This is a genomic window from Variovorax sp. AC103, assembly GCF_979254005.1.
In genome coordinates this window covers 174066-193327 of the sequence record NZ_CEEDFC010000003.1, presented here as the reverse complement: position 1 = coordinate 193327, position 19262 = coordinate 174066, and the positions used below count along the sequence as shown (strand labels likewise).

General features: G+C 68.8%; 22 protein-coding genes. 5 read left to right on the top strand and 17 right to left on the bottom strand.

Going from position 1 to position 19262, the window contains the following annotated elements; translation table 11 throughout:
- Positions 1–11: 11 nt before the first annotated feature.
- The 3 genes from AC0IYU_RS05610 to AC0IYU_RS05600 all read left to right on the top strand — a co-directional run bounded on the left by AC0IYU_RS05610 (position 12) and on the right by AC0IYU_RS05600 (position 2807).
- Positions 12–680 carry a hypothetical protein gene (locus AC0IYU_RS05610; protein ID WP_472114043.1) on the top strand — a complete coding sequence of 223 codons (669 nt, stop codon included), beginning with the start codon at positions 12–14 and terminating at the stop codon, positions 678–680.
- A gap of 9 nt (positions 681–689) precedes the next feature.
- A complete protein-coding gene (locus AC0IYU_RS05605) occupies positions 690–1853 on the top strand; it encodes a serine hydrolase domain-containing protein (RefSeq protein WP_472114040.1) in 1164 nt (387 codons plus the stop codon).
- Positions 1854–1958: 105 nt separating this feature from the next.
- Positions 1959–2807, top strand: a complete 849-nt coding sequence (locus AC0IYU_RS05600) for a hypothetical protein (protein ID WP_472114037.1) — start codon at positions 1959–1961, stop codon at positions 2805–2807.
- 24 nt (positions 2808–2831) lie between these two features.
- Here AC0IYU_RS05600 and AC0IYU_RS05595 read toward each other — a convergent pair whose 3' ends face one another.
- The 15 genes from AC0IYU_RS05595 to hpaR form a co-directional block, all read right to left on the bottom strand.
- Positions 2832–3809 (bottom strand): 2-dehydropantoate 2-reductase, encoded by a 978-nt coding sequence (locus AC0IYU_RS05595; protein ID WP_472114035.1) that lies wholly within the window; start codon positions 3807–3809, stop codon positions 2832–2834.
- A gap of 13 nt (positions 3810–3822) precedes the next feature.
- A complete protein-coding gene (locus tag AC0IYU_RS05590; protein ID WP_435494443.1) occupies positions 3823–4614 on the bottom strand; it encodes a class II aldolase/adducin family protein in 792 nt (263 codons plus the stop codon).
- Positions 4615–4632: 18 nt separating this feature from the next.
- Positions 4633–5625, bottom strand: coding sequence for a Bug family tripartite tricarboxylate transporter substrate binding protein (locus AC0IYU_RS05585; protein WP_435438768.1), 993 nt, complete (start codon positions 5623–5625; stop codon positions 4633–4635).
- 34 nt (positions 5626–5659) lie between these two features.
- Positions 5660–7393 (bottom strand): dihydroxy-acid dehydratase, encoded by a 1734-nt coding sequence (gene ilvD / locus AC0IYU_RS05580; protein ID WP_472114033.1) that lies wholly within the window; start codon positions 7391–7393, stop codon positions 5660–5662.
- Positions 7394–7435: 42 nt separating this feature from the next.
- Complete coding sequence (locus AC0IYU_RS05575) at positions 7436–7909, bottom strand: nuclear transport factor 2 family protein (protein ID WP_472114031.1); 474 nt, start codon at positions 7907–7909, stop codon at positions 7436–7438.
- 26 nt (positions 7910–7935) lie between these two features.
- Positions 7936–8757 carry a 4-hydroxy-2-oxoheptanedioate aldolase gene (gene hpaI / locus AC0IYU_RS05570; RefSeq protein ID WP_472114029.1) on the bottom strand — a complete coding sequence of 274 codons (822 nt, stop codon included), beginning with the start codon at positions 8755–8757 and terminating at the stop codon, positions 7936–7938.
- 135 nt (positions 8758–8892) lie between these two features.
- A complete protein-coding gene (gene hpaH / locus AC0IYU_RS05565) occupies positions 8893–9696 on the bottom strand; it encodes a 2-oxo-hept-4-ene-1,7-dioate hydratase (protein WP_472114027.1) in 804 nt (267 codons plus the stop codon).
- Between the two features lie 12 nt (positions 9697–9708).
- Positions 9709–10116, bottom strand: coding sequence for a 5-carboxymethyl-2-hydroxymuconate Delta-isomerase (locus AC0IYU_RS05560; protein ID WP_435487269.1), 408 nt, complete (start codon positions 10114–10116; stop codon positions 9709–9711).
- A 13-nt stretch (positions 10117–10129) separates the two neighbouring features.
- Entirely contained in the window at positions 10130–10957 is an 828-nt protein-coding gene (locus AC0IYU_RS05555; RefSeq protein ID WP_435487268.1) for a DODA-type extradiol aromatic ring-opening family dioxygenase, read from the bottom strand.
- Positions 10954–11289 (bottom strand): aromatic ring-opening dioxygenase subunit LigA, encoded by a 336-nt coding sequence (locus AC0IYU_RS05550; RefSeq protein WP_472114025.1) that lies wholly within the window; start codon positions 11287–11289, stop codon positions 10954–10956. Before AC0IYU_RS05550 ends, AC0IYU_RS05555 begins: the two co-directional genes overlap by 4 nt.
- Before the next feature lie 3 nt (positions 11290–11292).
- The gene (locus AC0IYU_RS05545; protein ID WP_472114023.1) at positions 11293–12267 is read right to left on the bottom strand and encodes a tripartite tricarboxylate transporter substrate binding protein; all 975 of its coding nucleotides are present in this window, start codon (positions 12265–12267) and stop codon (positions 11293–11295) included.
- On the bottom strand, positions 12264–13727 hold the full coding sequence (hpaE, locus tag AC0IYU_RS05540) for a 5-carboxymethyl-2-hydroxymuconate semialdehyde dehydrogenase (RefSeq protein WP_472114021.1): 1464 nt from the start codon (positions 13725–13727) through the stop codon (positions 12264–12266). The genes AC0IYU_RS05545 and hpaE overlap by 4 nt, the downstream gene beginning before the upstream one ends.
- Entirely contained in the window at positions 13724–14506 is a 783-nt protein-coding gene (locus AC0IYU_RS05535; RefSeq protein ID WP_472114019.1) for a fumarylacetoacetate hydrolase family protein, read from the bottom strand. Before AC0IYU_RS05535 ends, hpaE begins: the two co-directional genes overlap by 4 nt.
- Positions 14503–15147 (bottom strand): fumarylacetoacetate hydrolase family protein, encoded by a 645-nt coding sequence (locus tag AC0IYU_RS05530; protein WP_472114017.1) that lies wholly within the window; start codon positions 15145–15147, stop codon positions 14503–14505. Before AC0IYU_RS05530 ends, AC0IYU_RS05535 begins: the two co-directional genes overlap by 4 nt.
- Positions 15144–15578: a homoprotocatechuate degradation operon regulator HpaR gene (gene hpaR / locus AC0IYU_RS05525; RefSeq protein WP_435438780.1), complete on the bottom strand. Its 435-nt coding sequence runs from the start codon at positions 15576–15578 to the stop codon at positions 15144–15146. Before hpaR ends, AC0IYU_RS05530 begins: the two co-directional genes overlap by 4 nt.
- Before the next feature lie 111 nt (positions 15579–15689).
- Here hpaR and radA point away from each other — a divergent pair, with 111 nt between their 5' ends.
- Positions 15690–17087 (top strand): DNA repair protein RadA, encoded by a 1398-nt coding sequence (gene radA / locus AC0IYU_RS05520; protein ID WP_472114015.1) that lies wholly within the window; start codon positions 15690–15692, stop codon positions 17085–17087.
- A 54-nt stretch (positions 17088–17141) separates the two neighbouring features.
- Here radA and AC0IYU_RS05515 read toward each other — a convergent pair whose 3' ends face one another.
- Positions 17142–17597 carry a hypothetical protein gene (locus AC0IYU_RS05515; RefSeq protein ID WP_435438782.1) on the bottom strand — a complete coding sequence of 152 codons (456 nt, stop codon included), beginning with the start codon at positions 17595–17597 and terminating at the stop codon, positions 17142–17144.
- 159 nt (positions 17598–17756) lie between these two features.
- On the opposite strand from AC0IYU_RS05515, the gene AC0IYU_RS05510 reads away from it, so the two are divergent.
- A complete protein-coding gene (locus AC0IYU_RS05510) occupies positions 17757–18191 on the top strand; it encodes a glycerate kinase (RefSeq protein WP_472114013.1) in 435 nt (144 codons plus the stop codon).
- Here the strand turns inward: AC0IYU_RS05510 and AC0IYU_RS05505 are convergent, their stop codons facing one another.
- Positions 18192–19136, bottom strand: coding sequence for a LysR family transcriptional regulator (locus AC0IYU_RS05505; protein ID WP_435438784.1), 945 nt, complete (start codon positions 19134–19136; stop codon positions 18192–18194).
- Positions 19137–19262 lie beyond the last annotated feature (126 nt).

Here is a 19262-nt window from a genome sequence, read left to right as displayed (position 1 = left end):
CACGGCACCGCATGTCGAGCGACGCGAAGAAATACCTGCAGGCGTTGGGGGCCGAACTGGCCACGGCGCTCGGGCCCGACTACCGCTTCTACAAGTCCGCGCTCGAACTCCGCGCGCCCACCGGCACCGGCGACAACGTCATCACGCTGGGCGGCGCGATGCGCGGCGCGCCCTTCATCGCCATCGCCTTTCACTTCGGCCGCAGCTTCACGGCGGCCAGGGCCGTGGCGAAGCAGCTCGGGCTGCAGGCCGTCGGGCCTCACATCTCGCAGTACTCGCTGAACCGCGCGTCCATGAAGGGCTTGCCGGCGTCCGGCCCGGGCCGGGTCTCGTGGAACGTTCACACCGGCAAGACGCCCGACGCCACGCTGGTGCCGGAGATGGTCGCCGCGATCCGCGGCATGGCGCTGCCGTTCTTCGAGCGCTTCGCGGACATGGCGGCCGCGAGAAACGCCGTGGCCGCCAACGACGCCTGGTGCCTCGGCGGCACCGCGCAGTGGCGCAACGTGCTGGTGCTGGACGCCGCACTCGGCGAGCTGGACCACTTCGAGGCCTGGGCCGCCAGGCTCGACAGGCTCAACGCCCAGGAGGCGTCGGACCTGCTGCGGCGCGCCGAAGCCGAACGATCGGCAAGGAATTCGGTGGCCTCGCGCATGGACCCGCCTGTCCGGTCTCCCTAGACTTGGGGCATGGATCAATCCCCCGAAGCAAACCCCGCCGCCGCGGACCGCGCAGGCCACGCGGACCACGCGGACCACGCGGACCACACCAACTGGCGCACCCGGCCCCACAGCACCTGGGCCTTCCAGCATGTGCGCGACCTCATCCCCGTGGCCGACATCGCCAACGACCCGGCCCGCGCCGCGCCTTTTCCGACCGACATCGCCGCGCTCGACCTCGCGGAGTTCCAGCAGCTCACCCGCACCGACGCCCTCGTGGTGATGCACAAGGGCCGCGTGGTGCATGAGTCCTACGACGCCGGCATGGCGGCGCACACGCCGCACATCCTCATGTCGGCGACCAAGTCGGTGGTCGGCCTCGTGGCCGGCGTGCTGCATGGTGCGGGCCTGCTCGACGTCGATGCACCCGTGTCGGCCATCGTTCCCGCGCTGGCGCGCACGGCCTTCCTGGGCGCCACCGTGCGGCAGCTGCTCGACATGCGCACCGGCGTCGTCATGGACGCGCAGGCCGCCGAGGCCTACCGCGCCGCCACCGGCTGGGACCCGGTGCCCCAGGGGGAGGCGCCGTCGGACCTGCGCACCTTCTTCGAGACGACCACCGCCACCCACGCGCCGCACGGCGGTCCGTTCAAGTACACCTCGGCCAACACCGACCTGCTGGGGCTCGTCATGGAGCGCGTGGCCGGGCAGCCCTTCGCCACGCTGGCCAGCGAGCGCCTGTGGGCCCCCATGGGCGCCGAAGACCCGGCGTACATCACCGTCGACGCCAAGGGCGCCGCCCGCTGCACCGGCGGCCTGTGCGCCACCGCGCTCGACCTTGCGCGCGTGGGCTGGCTCGTGTTGCAGCAGGGCCGCGCCGCCGACGGCCGCGCCGTGGTGCCCGCCGGCTGGATCGACGACATGTGGCATGGCGGCGACGCCGAGGCCTGGAACCAGGGCGAGTTCGCGGCCGGCTTCGCGGGCATGAAGATGCGCTACCGCAGCGGCTGGTACGTGGTCGACGACGCGCCCGGCATGCTGTTCGCCATGGGCATCCACGGGCAGCACCTGTTCGTCGACCCGCGCAGCGAACTGGTCGTTGCCAAGCTGTCGTCGCAGAACCAGCCGATCGATGCCATCGCGACGGCGCGCACCTTGCGGGCCGTAGGGGCCATCCGGCGCGCGCTGGCCTGAACGACAGTCGGCGAAACGCGCGCTCCGTGAATTTGTAGGCGCGCGGGGTGTCGGGCGGTGGCTTCCGGGCGGAGACAATCCGCGCCGGAGGAAATAACTGCTCACATGAAACCGAAAAAACATACAAACGCCGCATGGCATGCATGCGGCATCGCGCTGGCTGTCGCCGGCTTCTCGGCGCAGGCGCGGGCGCAGACAGAGGGAGGCGCGGCATCGGAACCGTTGCCGGCAAGTACCGCTGCTCCGGCCACGGACCCCGCCGCAGCACCCGCTGCGGCCGCACCTGCCGCAGCAACTGCGGCGCCCCCGGAGGCGCCCGCCGCGCCGCAGACCCGGCTGCGTTTCAACCGTGGCCAATACAAGCCCGGCATCGAAATGCTTCGCGTGGTCCGCCGCGAGAACACCGTCAACAATGTGGCAGGGCAGATTGCACTGAATGTCGCGTTCGCGGTGCTGACGCGTGGCGCGGCCGTGCAAAGCTTCTCGAAGGACGACCTGGGCGGTGACACGCTCGACGCCCTCAAGGACGACCCGCTGGGCGTCAACCCGGCCATGGCCGAGCTGAACGAGGCGCTCGGCAAGGTCGCCACCGACATCTACCGCAAGCGCGCCGAAGCCGCGCACGCCACCGCCCTGACGGACGGCTCCACACCCGAGGAGATCGCGGAAGCGGGCAAGGTCCAGGCGGAAGCCGACACGCCGCTGCTGCCGGGCGCGTGGCACCTGGTCTATGAAAACCTGACGGGGTCGGACGAGCTGTTCCGCCTGAAGTTCGGCGCCGAGCTGGGCCGCCCGGGCTTCATGCGCCCGCCGGCCACCTGCTTCTACCAGTCGGAACCCGTCGCGTGGGCGCAATGGCAGGCCGACAACTGGCAGCGGCTGCGCGAGGAACGCACGAAGGCCGTCGCCGCCTGCACCGAGACGCTGGCCGCCACGCCTGAAAAGCGCTGGTAAGCGGGCGCCGGGGCGCCCGGCGGATCAGTACAGCCCGAGCTGCCGCGTGCGCAGCCGGGCCAGCCCCAGCAGCGCATCGGTGAACGGCGTGGCCACGCCGGTCAGCTCGCCCAGCTCGCGCACCACCGTCACCAGCGCATCGAGCTCCACCGAGCGCCCCGCCTCCACGTCCTGCAGCATCGAGGTCTTGAACGCCCCGAGCTTCATCGTGATGGCGTGCCGGTCTTCGGGGCTCTGCGTGATCTCGATGCCGATGCGCCGGCCGATTTCCTTGGCCTCCAGCATCACCGCCGAGATGAAGCCGCGCACGTAGTCGTCGCCCATGATCAGGTCGGTGGTGCAGCCGGTGAGTGCGCTGATCGGGTTCACCGTCATGTTGCCCCACAGCTTGAACCAGACGTCCTTCTGGATCTGCGGCGACAGCGTGGTGTCGATGCCGGTGCTCTTGAGCAGCTCGACAAGCTTCTGCACGCGCGGCGTGGCCTCGCCCGATGGCTCGCCCACGATCAGTCCGTTGCCGAAGTGGTGCCGCACCACACCCGGCCCGTCGAGCGAGCAGCTCGCGTGCACCACGCAGCCGATCACGTTGCGCGACGGAATGGCCTTGGCAATGGCGCCTTCGGGGTCCACCGCGGCGAGGCGGTGCCCGGTGATCGCGCCGCCGAAGCCGCCTTCGAGGAACCACCACGGCACGCCGTTCATGGCCACCAGCACGATCGTGTCGGCACCGATCAGCGGTCCGATGCGCTCGGCCACGCCGGCCAGCGCGGGCGCCTTCACGGCGATGACCACCAGGTCCTGCACCCCGAGTTCCGCCGGGTCGGCCACCGCGTTGATGGGCACGCGCGTGCGCACGTCGCCGCGCATCAGGGAGAGGCCGTCGCGCTGCAGCGCTTCCAGCGTGGCGCCGCGCGCCACCACGTTGAGCCGTTGGCCCGCCTGCGCGAGGCCGGCGCCGATCCATCCGCCGATGGCGCCGGCGCCGTAAATGCAAATCTTCATGAGGTTTCCGGGTTCAGTTGCGGTAGGAAGGGTCGATGCGGTCCACCTGGCGGACCAGCGCATTGAACACGTCCTGCCCCGCGCCGTGCTCGGGGCTGAACTGCAGCGCGTCGCGCGTGCAGCGCTGCGCGATCTCTTCGCTCACCGGAATGGCGGGACCCATCGAGAAGGTGGCCATTTGAATTTCGCAGGCGCGCTGCAGCGTCCACAGGATGGCGAAGGTCTGCGGCAGCGTCTGGCCCCAGGCCAGCAGGCCGTGGTTGCGCAGGATGACGGCGTTGCGCTCGCCGATGCTCTTGAGCAGCCGTGGGCCCTCGTCGGCGTGGATGGTGATGCCCTCGAAGTCGTGGTACGCCACCATGCCGTGCAGCTGCGCGGTATAGAAGTTGGTCTGCTGCAGGCCGCCCTGCAGGCAGGCCACGGCCACGCCGGCGGTGGTGTGCGTGTGCATCACGCAATGCGCGCCGGGCAGCCCGTCGTGAATGGCCGCGTGCACCACGAAGCCGGCCGGGTTCACCTTGTGCGTCGAACCGTCGAGCACCTTGCCCTGCAGGTCGATCTTCACCAGGTTGCTGGCCGTCACCTCGCTGTAGTGCAGGCCGAAGGGGTTGATGAGGAACTGCTTCTCGCCACCCGTCACGCTGTCGGGCAACCGCACCGTGATGTGGTTGTAGATCATCTCGACCCAGCCCAGCATCGCGAACACGCGGTAGCAGGCCGCGAGCTCCTCGCGCGCGGCGCGCTCGTCGGGATGGATCGAAGGGTGGACCAGCGCGGACGGCGCTGGCGTGGCGAGTGTGTTCATGGCAGTTCCTTCATGGGGTTAACCTTCCGCGGTGAAGCCGACCTCTTTGACGATCGGCGCCCACTTGGCGGTGTCTTTCTTCAGCAGCGCGGTCAGCTCGGCGGGCGTGGAAGACATCGCCTCCAGGCCGAAGGTGCCCAGGCCGTCGATCACGTCCTTCTGCGCCAGCGCGTTCTTCATGGCCGTGTTCAGCTTGGCCACCAGTTCGGGCGAAGCCTTGGCCGGCAGGAAGAAGGCGAACCATTCGCTGTGCGCCATGTCCTTCAGGCCCTGTTCGCCGAAGGTGGGCACGTCGGGCGCGAAGCGGCTGCGCTTGGCACCGGACACGCCCAGGATGCGCACCTTGCCCGACTGCAGGTGCTGCGTGATGTCGCCGATGGGTCCCGACACCGCCGAGACGTTGCTGCCCAGCAGGTCGAGCATGGCCGGCTGCGTGCCGCGGTAGGCGGCGTGCTTGAGTTCGACGTCGCCCTTCTTGCCCAGCAGCGCGCCGATGAAATGCGGCGTGGAGCCTGCGGCCGGCGAGCCGAAGTTGGCGCCGGCCGGGTTGGCCTTGGCCCAGGCCAGGAACTCGGGCACCGTCTTCACGCTGGCCGGCACGGCCGGGCCCACGGCAAAGCCGAAGTCGAAGATGCAGGCCAGGCTGACGGGCGTGATGTCGACCATCGGGTCGTAAGGCAGCTTCTTGTAGATGTGCGGGTAGATCGTGAGGATCGAGGTCGGCGTCTGCAGGATGGTGCTGCCGTCGGCGGGGCGGCCCTTCACGTAGCTCACGGCGATCTGGCCGCCCGCGCCGGTGCGGTTCTCGACCACGGCGGTCTTGGCGTACTCGCCGCTGAGTTTCAGCGCCAGGCGCCGGCAGGTGGTGTCCGACGTGCCGCCGGCCGCGAAGCCGGTGACGATGGTGGCGGTCTCGATGTTCATCGCTTGCGCGAAGACGTTCTGGCCAAGGCTGGCCATCAAGGCCGAGGCACTGGTGGTCTGCAGGATCTGGCGGCGGGTGAAAGTCATGATGGGTCTCGCTCCGGGACGTTGTTGTGAAAGGTCACGACTCGTCGCGCAGCCAGGTGACCGCGCCCGAGTGGGTCACGGCGCCCTGATGGGCAGGGCGCACGGTGAGCGCGTATTTTTCCAACAAACCGCCCTTTGGCGCCCCCGCGTTTACCTCACGTTCGGCCAGGCGCGACGCGATTTCTTCTGCCGTCAATTCCACCGAAATGGTGCGTGCTTCCGCGCGCGCGTCGATGGCGATCACGTCGCCGTCGCGCAAGGCGGCAATCGGCCCGCCGTCGGCCGCCTCCGGCCCCGCGTAGCCGATGCACAGGCCGCGCGTGGCGCCGGAGAAGCGCCCGTCCGTCAGCAACGCCACCTTGTCGCCCATGCCCTGGCCGTAGAGCAGGGCGGTGATGCCCAGCATCTCGCGCATGCCGGGGCTGCCCTTGGGGCCCTCGTTGCGGATCACGATCACGTCGCCCGGCTCGTAGCGGCGGTTCTGCACGGCGGCCTGTGCCTGCTCTTCCGAGTCGAAGACGCGCGCCGGGCCGCGGAATACCAGGCCCTTGAGGCCCGCCGTCTTCAGCAAAGCACCGTCGGGGCACAGATTGCCCTTGAGCACGGCCAGCCCGCCGTCGCGCGAGATCGGGTTGCCGGCCTCGCGCACCACGCGGCCGTCGGGCGCCAGCGCGCCGGCCAGTTCCTCGGCCATGGTGCGGCCGGTGAAGGTGAGCGCGTCGCCGTGCAGGAAGCCCTGCTCCAGCAGCGTGCGCAGGATGACCCCCGCCCCGCCGATGTAGAACACGTCGCGCGCCAGGTACTGGCCGCCCGGGCGCAGGTCGGCGATGAGCGGGGTGCGCGCGAAGATCTCTGCCACGTCGTCCAGGTGGAACCGGATGCCCGCCTCGTGCGCGATGGCCGGCAGGTGCAGCGCGGCGTTGGTCGAGCCGCCCGTGGCCGACACCACGGCGCAGGCGTTCTCCAGCGCCTTGCGCGTGACGATGTCGCGCGGCAGCGGGCTGTCGCCCATCACCGCCTTCATCAGCGTCTTCGCGGCGCGGCGCATCAGCGGTGCGCGCTCGCTGAACACCGCGGGCACCATGCTCGAGCCGATGGGCGCCAGGCCCAGCGCCTCGGACACCATGCCCATGGTGTTGGCGGTGAACTGTCCCGCGCACGCGCCGGCCGTGGGCAGGCAGGCGCGGCTCATGGCGTCGAGCTCGTCGTGCGTGGCCGTGCCGGCCAGCACCTTGCCGATGGTCTCGTAGGTGTCGACCACGTTCAGGTCGCGCCCGTCCGGCCCGGGCATCTGGCCCGGCAGCGCGGAGCCGCCGTGCACGAACACGCTGGGCACGTTGCAGCGCACCATGCCCATCATCAGCCCGGGCAGGTTCTTGTCGCACGCGCCGATGGCGAAGATGCCGTCCCACTGGTGGCCGCGCGTGGAGGCCTCCACGCTGTCGGCGATCAGCTCGCGCGAAATCAGCGAGAAGCGCATGCCCGAGTGCGCCATGGTGAGCCCGTCGCTCACCGACACCACCGGGCATTCGTGCGGCGTGCCGCCACCGGCGTAGATGCCGGTCTTGGCGTGCTGCGCCTGCTCGCGCAGGTTGAGGTTGCACGGGCTCATCTCGCCGCCGGTGTGGAACACGCCGATGTGCGGGCGTGCGATGTCCTCGTCGTCCTGGCCCAGCGCATGCAGGAAGCTGCGCGTGGTCGCGCGGATCGTGCCCTCGCGGATGGTGGCGGAGCGAAAGCGCTTGGAGGGGTCGGTGGGTGTGGTCATCGGGCTGGCGTCGGCTGGCGGGAATGCGTCGGTGCGGGAGGGTCAGAACATCGTGTTGTTGTTCGCGGCCGTTTCGGGCACGGGCTGCACCACGTCCCAGTGTTCGACGATCTTGCCGTTCTCCAGCTTGAAGATGTCGACGATCGCGCTGCCGCGGGTGCCCGGCTCGCGCACCGCATTGACATGCAGGATCACGTAGTCGCCGTCGACGAAGCTGCGCTTGATGTCGCCGCGCGACTTCGGAAACTTCTCGCGCAGGAAGCCCACGAACTTGCGAAAGCCCTCGGGGCCGTCGGCCGCCGTGGGGTTGTGCTGCACGTAGCGGTTGCCCACGTACTGCAGGGCCGCGTCGGCGTCCTTCTGGTTCAGGCCTTTTTCGTAGAAGGCGAGCACCGTCTGGCGATTGGCTTCCTGCTGGGCGGTGGCGCCTTGCGGCTTGCCGGTGCCCATGGGGGCGCAGGCGGCGAGGCACAGGGTGGCTGCGGCGGCGATGGCCGTGAAGGTCGTGCGTTGCATGAGGGCTGCTCCGGTGTGAAGTGAATTCAGTAGCCGCTGGGCGCGGCCGCGCCCGGCGCGGCCTTGTACTTGGCCAGCAGCTGCTTCGCCGCCGCCGCCAGCACGATGGTGTCCACCCCCACCGCCACGAACAGCGCGCCGGCCGCGAGCCACTTGCGCGCCTGTTCCTCGGTGGTCGACAGGATGCCCGGCGCCTTGCCGGCCTTGAGGATGCGCGCGATGGCGTCCGCAATCACCGCCTGCACCTCGGGGTGGTTGGGCTGGCCCACGAAGCCCATCGATGCCGACAGGTCGGCCGGGCCGATGAACACGCCGTCCACGCCGGGCGTGGCCGCGATGGCGTCGATGTTCTTCATGGCTTCCACCGTCTCGGCCTGCACCAGCAGGCAGGTTTGCGCATTGGCCTCGTGCAGGTAGTTCGGGTAGGCCTGCCAGCGTGACGCACGCGCCAGCGCGCTGCCCATGCCGCGGATGCCCTCGGGCGGGTAGCGCATGCCCTGCACCAGCCGCGCGGCCTGCTCGGCCGTGTCGACCATGGGCACCAGCAGCGTCTGCGCGCCGATGTCCAGGTACTGCTTGATCAGCGTGGTGTCGCCGACCGGAATGCGCACCACGGGGTGCGAGCGCTCGGCTTCGGGCTGCGCCGACCATGCACTGGAAATGGCCTGCAGCTGCGCGAGCACCGAGCGCACGTCGTTGGGCGCGTGCTCGCCGTCGACCAGCAGCCAGTCGTAGCCGATACCGGCCAGGATCTCGGCCGCGTAGCCGTCGGCCAGGCCGACCCACAGGCCGATCTGGGGCTTGCCCGATTGAAGGGCCTGCTTGAAGGTGTTGAGCGGTGTTTGCATGTTCAGTCCGGGAAATAGAAGGGTGATGTCTTCATTCGTGGAACACCGAGGAACCGGCTTCGCCGGGCCTCAGGTGTTGTCCCCGGTAGGGGGAAGGAGAAGCGACACGAAGTGCGCGGAGCCTGGGGGCGAGCTTCATGCCAAGCGGAACGAGATGGCGCCCAGCGGGCCGTAGTCGGCATGGAAAGTGTCGCCCGGCACCGCGGTGGTGGGGCGCGTGAACGAGCCGCCCAGCACCACCTCGCCGGCTTCCAGGCATTCGTCCCACGGCGCGAGTTTGTTCGCAAGCCACGCCACGCCGGTGGCCGGATGGTTGAGCACGGCCGCGGCCACGCCCGATTCTTCGATCACGCCGTTCTTGTAGAGCAGCGCGCTCACCCAGCGCAGGTCGACCGCATCGGGCTTCACGGGCCGCCCGCCCATCACGATGCCGGCGTTGGCCGCGTTGTCGGCGATGGTGTCGAATACCTTGCGCATGGCCTTGGTGTGGCGGTCGAACTGCTCGATGCGCGCGTCGATGATCTCGATGGCGGGCACCACGTAGTCGGTGGCGGCGAGCACGTCGAAGATGGTCACGTTCGGGCCCTGCAGCTTCTTGCCGAGCACGAAGGCCAGCTCCACCTCGATGCGCGGTGCGATGAAGCGCTTGAACGGAATGTCGCCGCCCTGCTCGAAGAACATGTCGTCCAGCAGCGTGCCGTAGTCGGGCTCGGTGATCTGGCTGGCCTGCTGCATGGCGCGCGAAGTGAGGCCGATCTTGTGGCCCTTGACGACCCGGCCTTCGGCGATCTTGGTCTTCACCCATTCGCGCGAGATAGCGTAGCCGTCCTCGACGGTCATCTCGGGAAAGCGCTTGGAGAAATGCTCGACCTGCACGCGCGACTTCTCGCTGTCGTGCAGCTCGGCGGCCAGCTTGGCAATGGTGTCGGAAGAGAGCATGGAGGCCTTCGCTCAGGTCTTGTTGAACAGGGGATGCAGGTTGCTGTGCTTGCCGTCGTACACCTGCCCCGGGCTTTCGTCGATCTGCAGCGTGATGCCGATGGGGCGCTGCTCGAAGATGGGCGCGAAATGCGCGCGCACGTCGGCCAGCAACTCGTCGCCGGCCTTCTTCTTCACCGCCTCGGAGCGGCCCGCGGCCATGCGGATGTTGAGGTACACGAAGGCGTAGTCGGCCTTGCCGTCGGCCACCGCGTGGTGCGCGGCCGGGTAGGCCAGCACGCGCGTGCCGCCGATGGGAAACACCGGCTTGCCGGCCTCGTCGCGCTGCGCGAGCATGGTGTCGGCCAGCGTGCGGCACAGCGCCGACATGTCGGTCTCGGCCTCGATGTTCGGCGTGTAGAGGATCACCAGGTGGGGCATGCGTATCTCCGGTTCATTCGATGGCCATCGTCGCCGCGGTGCAGGTCACCGCGAAGATCGGAATGGCCTTCATGTGCAGGATCTCGCCCTTGCCGCGCGCGGCCGCGGCCACGCTGAGGAAGGTGCGGATCTCGAAGCCGCCCTGGCCCGCCTCGCGGTAGGTGGCCTCGTCGTTGTAGTCGTCCTGCGAGAGCAGCGCCTCACGGTCGTTGGCGCACCAGCGGCGCATGAACTCGGCGTCCCACGCGGCGTTGACCTTGCCTGAATCCGGCGTGGCCGGCCAGTGCGAGATGCCGCCGGTGCCCACCAGCGCGATGCGCTCGGGCGCCTTGTCGCAGGCGCGCCGCAGCGCCTCGCCGAAGGCCCAGGCGCGGTGCAGCGGCGTGAGCGGCGGGCCCTGGCAATTGATGTTGACGGGGATGACCTTGGTGTCGAACTTCGGCGTCAAGAAGTTCAGCGGCACCATGATGCCGTGGTCGAACCTCCATTCTTCCGCGTAGGCCACGTCCACCGTCTGCATTACCTCGCGGATCAGGCGCTGCGACAGCGCGGCGTCGCCGGGCACGGTGGTCTTCGCGATGCCGAGCCACTTCGGGTCTTCGATTGGACCTTCGTAGCTGTCGGCCATGCCGATGGCGTAGGCCGGCATGTTGTTCATGAAGAAGTTCGCGAAGTGCTCGGCCGCGATGACGATCACCGCGTCGGGCTTCGTCGCGCGCATCGCTTCGCCGAAGCGGTGGAACTGCGCGTGGAACTCGTCCTTCACCGCCGGGTCGGCCAGATGCGCGCGGCCGGTGATGCCGGGGGCGTGGCTGCACACGCCTGCGAATACAAGGCTCATACGCCTGCCACCCTTTCGTCTGTGCCGGTTGTCATGGCGTAGATGCCGGCACGCACGGGGCCGTACTTGCGCACGCCTTCGCGCATGGCTTCCAGGTAGTCAGCCCATGCAATGCCCAGCAGCGGCGCGAAGTGCATCAGCAACTGGCCGTTGCATCCGAGAACGTAGAGCTTGCCGATGTCACCGGTGCTGATGGCTTCGCGCTCTTCGTCGTTCAGGTCATAGGCGCCCAGCAAAGCCGCGCGTGCATCGCCGCCTTCGGCATAGCGGCGTTGCACCTCGGGCTCGCGGTTGAGCGCGAACAAGAACTTCTGCATCGCATAGAGGCTCACCGGTCAGCCCTCCACCTGGATGTTGGCTTTGCGAATGACGTCGCCGTACTTCGCGATCTCGCTCTGGATGAAGGCCGCGAAGCGCTCGGGCGTGCCCGACAGCGACGCGATGCCGCCCTTGTGGAAGGCCTCGGTCACCACGGGCCCCGCGAGCGCGCGGTTCACCTCGGCGTTCATGCGCTGCACGACGGCATCGGGCGTGCCGGCGGGCGCCAGCAGGCCGTTCCACGAATTGGACTCGATGGGCACGCCCTGTTCGGCCAGTGTGGGAATGTTCGGTGCGTACAGCGAGCGCTGCGCGGTCGCCATGCCCAGCGCAATCAGTTTGCCGTTGTCGATGTGGCTGCGGAACTCGGGCCAGTTGCCGAACATCATCGTCACCTGCCCGCCGAGCAGGTCGGTGAGCGCCGGGCCCTGGCCCTTGTAGGGCACGTGCACGATGTCCAGGCCCATCTGCAGCTTGAGCATCTCGCCCGACAGGTGGGCCGAGGTGCCGTTGCCGAAGGAGGCGAAGCTCAGCGTGCCCGGCTTCGCCTTGGCCTGGTTGCGCAGGTCGGCCAGCGTCTTCAGGCCGCTGCCCGGGTGCGTGGCGAGCACGTGCTCCGACATGCCCATGAGCGCGACGGGGCGCAGGTCTTTCTGCGTGTCGTAGGGCAGCTTGCGGATCAATGTCTGGTTGGCCGTGAAGCTGTTGGCCACGCAGACGAAGGTGTAGCCATCGGGCGTGGCCTTGGCGGCGGCATCGACGCCGATCACCGTGCCGGCGCCTGGCTTGTTGTCGACGATCACCGGCTGGCCCAGCGCCTTCGACAGTTCGACGCCCACGAGGCGTGCCACGAAGTCGGTGGTGCCGCCAGGCGTGAAGGGCACGATCACGCGGATCGGCCTGGCGGGCCAGGTGCCCTGTGCACGCGCGAGCGCAGGCAGTGCAGCGAATGCGGCCGCGCCTTGCAACAACGTGCGGCGTCGGGTGCTCACGCCACGCCCCAGTGAGGGATGTGGTGCGAGCCCATGGACACCGCGATGTTCTTCGGTTCGCAGAACACCTCGTAGCTCCAGGTGCCGCCTTCGCGGCCCGTGCCCGAGGCCTTGGTGCCGCCGAAAGGCTGGCGCAGGTCACGCACGTTCTGGCTGTTGACGAAGCACATGCCGGCCTCCACGGCCGCGGCCACGCGGTGCGCCTTGCCGATGTTCTCGGTCCACACGTAGCTGCTCAGGCCGTAGGGGATGTCGTTGGCCAGGCGGATGGCGTCGGCCTCGTCCTTGAACGGAATCAGGCAGGCGACCGGACCGAAGATCTCGTCCTGCGCGATCTTCATGCGGTTGTCGACGTCGGCGAAGACGGTGGGCATCACGTAGTTGCCGCGCTGAACGCGGTCGGGGAGGTTGCTCGGGCCTTCGAGCCCGCCGCACAGGATCGTTGCGCCTTCCTTCGGGCCCAGCTCGATGTAGCTGCGCACCTTGGCCAGGTGCGCCTGCGAGATCATCGGGCCGACGATGGTCTTCTCGTCGAGCGGGTCGCCCACGGTGATGCGTTGGGCGCGTTCCGCGAACCTGGCCGCGAAGTCCGCGTAGATCGACTGCTGCACCAGGATGCGCGAGCCCGCCGTGCAGCGCTCGCCGTTGTTGCTGAAGATCATGAACACGGCCGCGTCGAGCGCGCGGTCGAGGTCGGCGTCGTCGAAGATCACGAACGGGCTCTTGCCGCCCAGCTCCATGCTGAACTTCTTCAGGCCCGCGCTCTTCACGATGCGGTTGCCCGTGGCGGTGGAGCCGGTGAACGAAATCGCGCGCACGTCGGGGTGGCCGACCAGCGGCTCGCCGGCTTCCTTGCCGTAGCCGTGCACCAGGTTCAGCACGCCGGGCGGAATGCCCGCTTCGAGCGCCAGCTCGCCCAGGCGCGCGGCCGTGAGCGGCGACAGCTCGCTCATCTTCAGCACCGCGGTGTTGCCGAAGGCCAGGCAGGGCGCGACCTTCCAGGTGGCCGTCATGAAGGGCACGTTCCACGGGCTGATGAGCGCGCACACGCCCACTGGGTGGAACAGCGTGTAGTTCAGGTGCGTGGGCGTGGGGTAGGTGTGGCCGTCCACCCGCGTGCACATCTCGGCGAAGTAGTAGAAGTTGTCGGCCGCGCGCGGAATCAGCTGCTTGCCGGTCTGCGCGATGACCTGGCCGCAGTCGTTGGTCTCGGTCTGCGCGATCTCGGGCACGTGCGCTGCGATCAGGTCGCCGAGCTTGCGGATCAGCTTGGCGCGTTCGGGCGCGGGCATGCCGGCCCACTTGGGGAAGGCTTCCTTCGCTGCGGCCACGGCGGCGTTGACTTCGGCTTCGCCGCCCGAGGCGACCTCGGCCAGCACCTCCTGCGTGGCGGGGTTCACCGTTTCGAAGTAATCGGTGCCGGCAACGCGCTTGCCGTTGATCAGGTGATCGACTCTCATGCTTGTCCTTGAAGGGTCTCGATGGTGTTGATGAGCGCGCCGATGCGCTCGATCTCGGTGACGACCACGTCGCCCGGCTGGCAATCGACCACGCCGTCGGGCGTGCCGGTGAGGATCAGGTCGCCCGGCGACAGCGTCATGAAGCGGCTGAAGTATTCGATGAGGAAGGGCGCGTCGAAGATCATGTCGCGCGTGTTGCCCTGCTGCGTGACGGTGCCGTTGACGGTGGTGCTGAGCGCGAGCGCCATAGGGTCGGGCACATCGGCCGCATCGACGAACCACGGGCCCAGCGGCGTGCACGTGTCGCGGTTCTTCACGCGCAGGTTGGGGCGGTACCAGTTCTCCAGGTAGTCGCGAATGGCGTAGTCGTTGGCCACCGTGTAGCCGCCGATGAAGTCGCAGGCGTCGTCGCGCTTCACATTTTTCGCGGTCTTGCCGACCACGATGGCAAGCTCGCATTCGTAGTGCATGAACTTCACGCCGGCCGGGCGGTGCGTGCGCTGGCGGTGGCCGATGAGCGCGCTCTGGCCCTTGACGAACACCAGCGGTTCCTCGGGTGCCTTGAATTCGAGTTCCTTGGCATGGTCGGCGTAGTTCAGGCCCAGCGCGAGGATGGTGCGCGGGCGCGCCGTGGGCACGAGCGGCGGCAGCCAGGTGAGCTGCGCCTGCGGGACGACGCGGCCGTCGTCCAGGCGCACGGCCGCATCGGCCTGGCCGTCGAATTCGTGGGCGGTGCCGGTGTGTTCGCGGCCTTCGTAGATGACGCGTGCGTGCTTCATGCGGCTTCCTTCACCAGCGTGTGGCTCAAGGTCTCGAACCCCGGCGCGGAGATGTCGATGCGGTCGCCGGCACGGGCCAGCGGGCGGCCGGGGCCGCAGCCCAGCATCAGCACGTCGCCGTGCGCGAGCGTCATGAACTCGCCGACGTCGGCCAGCAGTTGCCGCGCGGGCCGCACGAGCTGCGAGAAGTCGATGGACTGCTTCAGTTCGCCGTTGATGCGCACCTCGAGGCGGAAGGCCGCCGGGTCCGCGACGTCCTGTGCGTCGCGCAGCGCCGGCCCCACGCCCAGGAAGCCGTCGACGCACTTGAACTTCACCGGCGGACGGAAGAAGCTCGCGTGGGGAATCGACAGGTCGTTCAGCAGCACGAAGCCTTCGACGTCGCCCTCGGCGCCGACCACCATGCCGATGCTCGCGCCGACTTCCACCTCGGGCACGGCCGCGGGCACGGTGATGGCGCTGCCGTGCGGGCTCCAGGTGTTCGCCGTCTTCACGTAGAGCACGGGCGCCTGGGGCGGCGCCTTGTAGGGCGGCTGCGTCATCTGCGGCGCGAGCGCTTCCACCTCGGCGCGAAAGTTCAGCAGCGTGCCGTACACGGTGCCGGCCGGAAGGTAATGCGCAGGGTGCGGACTGTGGCTCATGAAGGTTGCTCCAGTGCGATGAGTTCGTCGAGCAGCCCGTAGAGCTGCGTGAGCTTGGCCTTGCCCATCGACTGTTCCATCCAGTCGTAGTGCGCCTCGATGCTGCTGCCCAGGCGCTTGACCAGCTTCATGCCGTGCGGCGTGGCCGCGACCACGGTGCGGCGCTGGTCGGCCGGATCGCGCCCGCGGGTGATGAGGTTGTCGCGCTCCATGCGCGCGAGCACCCCGGTGAGGCTGGGGCCGAGGATGAAGGCCTCGCGCGCCACCCGGCCGGTGTCGACCGCGCCGTGCTCGCCCAGCACGCGCAGCACGCGCCATTGCTGGTCGGACAGCGCGTGCTCGCGCAGGCTGGGCCGGGTGTGGGCCATCACGGCTTCGCGGGCCTGCAGCAGCAGGCGCGGCAAATTGCGGTGCGTGAATGTGGTGCTCAAGGGCTTGTCTCGTTCCGCGTTCTCTCGAAATTACTTAACATGTTAAATGATTGGCCCTTTCTTTCCAAGGCGCCGGGCATCAGGGTTTGTGCGGACACCTAAACTCGTCGCATGGCCAAGGACAAAACACTTTTCGTCTGCAGTGAATGCGGCGGCACCAGCCCCAAATGGCTCGGCAAATGCCCGAGTTGCGGCGCCTGGAACACCCTCGTCGAACAGGTGGCGGGCGCAGGCGCCGGCGGCGGCGCGGCCAACAACCGCTTCGGCACGCAGTTCGCGTCGCTCGCGGGCGCGTCGGAGCTGTCGACCCTTTCCGAAATCGAGGCGACCGACGTCGCGCGCACGCCCACGGGGCTCGACGAACTCGACCGCGTGCTGGGCGGCGGCATCGTGTCGGGCGGCGTGACGCTGATCGGCGGCGACCCGGGCATCGGCAAGTCGACGCTGCTGCTGCAGGCGGTCGACGCGCTGCAGCGCGCGGGGCAGAACGCGCTGTACGTCACGGGCGAGGAAAGCGGCGCGCAGGTGGCGCTGCGGTCCAAGCGGCTGGGCCTCGATCACTCGCAGGTGCAGGTTCTGGCGGAGATCCAGCTCGAGAAGATCATCGCCACGCTCGACGCCACGCGCCCGGCCATCGCGGTGATCGACTCCATCCAGACGGTGTACTCCGACCAGCTCACCTCGGCGCCGGGTTCGGTGGCGCAGGTGCGCGAATGCGCGGCGCACCTCACGCGCTTCGCCAAGACCAGCGGCACGGCCGTGGTGCTGGTGGGCCACGTCACGAAAGAAGGCGCGCTGGCCGGCCCGCGCGTGCTCGAGCACATGGTCGACACGGTGCTGTACTTCGAGGGCGAAACGCATTCGACCTTCCGCCTGGTGCGCGCCATCAAGAACCGCTTCGGCGCGGTCAACGAGATCGGCGTGTTCGCCATGACCGAGCGCGGCCTGAAGGGCGTGGCCAACCCGAGCGCCATCTTCCTGAGCCAGCACGCCGAGCCGGTGCCCGGCAGCGTGGTGCTGGTCACGCTCGAAGGCACGCGGCCGATGCTGGTGGAAATCCAGGCCCTGGTCGACAACGGCGGCCCCAGCCCGCGCCGCCTGTCGGTGGGCCTGGACCGTGACCGCCTGGCGATGCTGCTGGCCGTGCTGCACCGGCATGCGGGCGTGGCCTGCATGGACCAGGACGTGTTCGTCAACGCGGTGGGCGGCGTGCGCATCAGCGAACCGGCGGCTGACCTGGCCGTGATGCTGGCCATCACCTCGAGCCTGCGCGGCAAGCCGCTGCCCAAGGGCTTCATCGCGTTCGGTGAAGTCGGCCTGGCCGGCGAGGTGCGCCCGGCGCCGCGCGGCCAGGAGCGCCTGCGCGAGGCCGCCAAGCTGGGCTTCAGCGTGGCGGTGGTTCCCAAGGCCAACGCGCCCCGAAAGGGCGCGAAGGAAATCGAAGGCCTGACGATCCATGCCGTCGAGCGCATCGAAGAGGCGATGGACGTGGTCCGCCGCCTCGATTGATCGTGACGGGAAAAAACGGCCCGGCGCGCCTGTGACGCGCCGGGCCTACCCTCCCTACCCCCCGATGTGCATCGTGAACGCCGGTCCGCTGTTGAGCACGCATTGGCCGCTGCCCAACGTGGCCGAGTTCATCGTGTACTGGCAACTCAGGTTGCCGCCGCGGCTGCCGGTGGCATTCGCCACGCCGGTGCCCCGCGAGCCTGCGACCCGGGTTGCCTCTCCCTGAAACTGTTCGCCGCCGATCTGTGCGTTGAAGTGGCCGCGGCCGTTCATGTCGTTGGTCACCGTGCCGGCGACGGCGCCGTAGCGCGCGGCCTCGGCGTTCGACGGATACAGCCGCGCGTTGAAGGTCTGCGCGATCGGGCCCGGTGCGACGGCGTAGGCCTGCGAAGGCGGTGCCGCGGGAGCGGGTTGTCCGAGCGGCACCACGTAGCAGCCGCTGAGTGCGGTGCCCGCGAGCGCGGCGACGAGGGTGAGGCGAACGAAGGTGACGGAACGCGGAATGGTCATACGCTTTTCAGTGGCCCGGGCTGATGCCCGTGAAGCGAAATGTGCCCGCTGGCGCTCCCTGGCCCTGCGCTTTTCGGCCCGGGTACCGCCCGGCGCCCCCGGCGGTAGTCAGCGCCGCTACTTCGGGGTGCCGGTTCGCCCTGCGGTCGGGCGGCGACAATGCGCGCCATGAATTTCAAGAAATTTCTGGTGCCCGTGGGCGCCATCCTTCTCCTGGGGCTGGCGTGGCGCAGCGGCGGATGGGGCGGCGTAGCCCTGGCCGCCGGCGCGATCGTGATGTTCCTGCTGCTGCACTTCAACCGCGCGATGCAGGTGCTCAAGCGGGCGGCGGAGCGGCCGGTGGGCTACGTGGGCAGCGCCGTGATGCTCAATGCCAAGCTCAAGCCCGGTGTCACGCTCATGCACGTGGTCGCGATGACGCGCGCCCTGGGCGAGCTGCGTTCGCCCAAGGACGAACAGCCCGAGCTGTACCGCTGGACCGACGGCGGCAATTCGTACGTCGACACCGTGTTCAGCGGCGGCAAGCTGCAGAGCTGGACCATGACGCGGCCCGAAACCGCGCCCGAAGACGAAACCCAAACCCCCACGGCCTGATCAGCCCGCACCCGCCTTGCGCCCGGGCTGCCGCCAGGGCGGGTTCGCCTTGGCGTGGTGCCGCGCCTCTTTCGCGAATTCGGCGCATGCGTGCGTCATCAGGTCGGCCGAGCGGTAGACCAGGAACACGTCGAAGTCCGGCAATGCGTCGGTGATCGGCAATTTCTCCAGCAGGCCGGGCTGCAGCCGCAGCGGCCCCGCGCCGTGGAACACGAAGTCCGACCACATGCTGATCATGTCGGTCTGCGTGGCCAGCTGAAGGCCCAGCAGGTTCGATGCGCTCTGCACCATGCGCCGCGGCATCTCGAGCCCGTGCATCTGCATGGTGCTGACCAGCGGGCTGCCCGCGTCGTCGATCGGGTCGAGCACCAGCCAGTCGGCGTCCAGCAGCGGCTGCAGCTTGCGCACGCGCCGCAGCGGATGGCCCGCGCGCACCGACAGGTGCATGGCCACCGAGAACAGCGGCTCCCATTGAAAGGCGTTGGTGCCCGGCCCGTTGCAGGTGGAGATCAGGCCCAGGTCGAGCCGCCCTTCGCGCAGGCCTTCGAAGATCTGCTGCGGCCGCAGTTCGAAGCCGCGCATCGCCACGTTGGGAAAGCGCTGGCGAAACGACGCCATCGCGTCGGGCAGCGGGCCGCTCGAGGCGACCGCGGTGAAGCCGATGTTGAGCTGCGCCTCGTCGTGTCCGCGGATCGCCTCGATGTCTTCCAGGGCATGCCGCAGCTCCTGCTCGACCAGGCTCGCGCGCTTGACCAGCGCCACGCCGTAGGCCGTGAGGCTCACGCCGCGCGTGGAGCGCGACATCAGTGTCACGCCGAGTTCGCGCTCCAGCTCCGAGATGGTCTTGGACAGCGCCGGCTGCGTGGTGTGCAGGCTGCGCGAGGCCTCGTGGATGCTGCCGTGCTGTGCCACGGCCAGCAGAACGCGCAACTGTTGCAGCTTCATCGTGGTGCCGTTTTCTCGAAAAAGGGGCGCAAAAACGCCGCCTTGGTGGTTCTCCCGATGGCGCCGCGGGCCTCTTTCTGTCGGGGATTCCGTTTGGTTATCGGCATGAAAATTTGTGATTCTTCG

What these genes read in the sequence shown, in the direction of transcription:
- AC0IYU_RS05610 (WP_472114043.1), top strand. Translation starts at nt 12, where the DNA reads ATGTCGAGCGACGCGAAGAAATACCTGCAGGCGTTGGGGGCCGAACTG.
- AC0IYU_RS05605 (WP_472114040.1), top strand. Translation starts at nt 690, where the DNA reads ATGGATCAATCCCCCGAAGCAAACCCCGCCGCCGCGGACCGCGCAGGC.
- AC0IYU_RS05600 (WP_472114037.1), top strand. Translation starts at nt 1,959, where the DNA reads ATGAAACCGAAAAAACATACAAACGCCGCATGGCATGCATGCGGCATC.
- AC0IYU_RS05595 (WP_472114035.1), bottom strand. Translation starts at nt 3,809, where the DNA reads ATGAAGATTTGCATTTACGGCGCCGGCGCCATCGGCGGATGGATCGGC.
- AC0IYU_RS05590 (WP_435494443.1), bottom strand. Translation starts at nt 4,614, where the DNA reads ATGAACACACTCGCCACGCCAGCGCCGTCCGCGCTGGTCCACCCTTCG.
- AC0IYU_RS05585 (WP_435438768.1), bottom strand. Translation starts at nt 5,625, where the DNA reads ATGACTTTCACCCGCCGCCAGATCCTGCAGACCACCAGTGCCTCGGCC.
- ilvD (WP_472114033.1), bottom strand. Translation starts at nt 7,393, where the DNA reads ATGACCACACCCACCGACCCCTCCAAGCGCTTTCGCTCCGCCACCATC.
- AC0IYU_RS05575 (WP_472114031.1), bottom strand. Translation starts at nt 7,909, where the DNA reads ATGCAACGCACGACCTTCACGGCCATCGCCGCCGCAGCCACCCTGTGC.
- hpaI (WP_472114029.1), bottom strand. Translation starts at nt 8,757, where the DNA reads ATGCAAACACCGCTCAACACCTTCAAGCAGGCCCTTCAATCGGGCAAG.
- hpaH (WP_472114027.1), bottom strand. Translation starts at nt 9,696, where the DNA reads ATGCTCTCTTCCGACACCATTGCCAAGCTGGCCGCCGAGCTGCACGAC.
- AC0IYU_RS05560 (WP_435487269.1), bottom strand. Translation starts at nt 10,116, where the DNA reads ATGCCCCACCTGGTGATCCTCTACACGCCGAACATCGAGGCCGAGACC.
- AC0IYU_RS05555 (WP_435487268.1), bottom strand. Translation starts at nt 10,957, where the DNA reads ATGAGCCTTGTATTCGCAGGCGTGTGCAGCCACGCCCCCGGCATCACC.
- hpaE (WP_472114021.1), bottom strand. Translation starts at nt 13,727, where the DNA reads ATGAGAGTCGATCACCTGATCAACGGCAAGCGCGTTGCCGGCACCGAT.
- AC0IYU_RS05535 (WP_472114019.1), bottom strand. Translation starts at nt 14,506, where the DNA reads ATGAAGCACGCACGCGTCATCTACGAAGGCCGCGAACACACCGGCACC.
- AC0IYU_RS05530 (WP_472114017.1), bottom strand. Translation starts at nt 15,147, where the DNA reads ATGAGCCACAGTCCGCACCCTGCGCATTACCTTCCGGCCGGCACCGTG.
- radA (WP_472114015.1), top strand. Translation starts at nt 15,690, where the DNA reads ATGGCCAAGGACAAAACACTTTTCGTCTGCAGTGAATGCGGCGGCACC.
- AC0IYU_RS05515 (WP_435438782.1), bottom strand. Translation starts at nt 17,597, where the DNA reads ATGACCATTCCGCGTTCCGTCACCTTCGTTCGCCTCACCCTCGTCGCC.
- AC0IYU_RS05510 (WP_472114013.1), top strand. Translation starts at nt 17,757, where the DNA reads ATGCGCGCCATGAATTTCAAGAAATTTCTGGTGCCCGTGGGCGCCATC.
- AC0IYU_RS05505 (WP_435438784.1), bottom strand. Translation starts at nt 19,136, where the DNA reads ATGAAGCTGCAACAGTTGCGCGTTCTGCTGGCCGTGGCACAGCACGGC.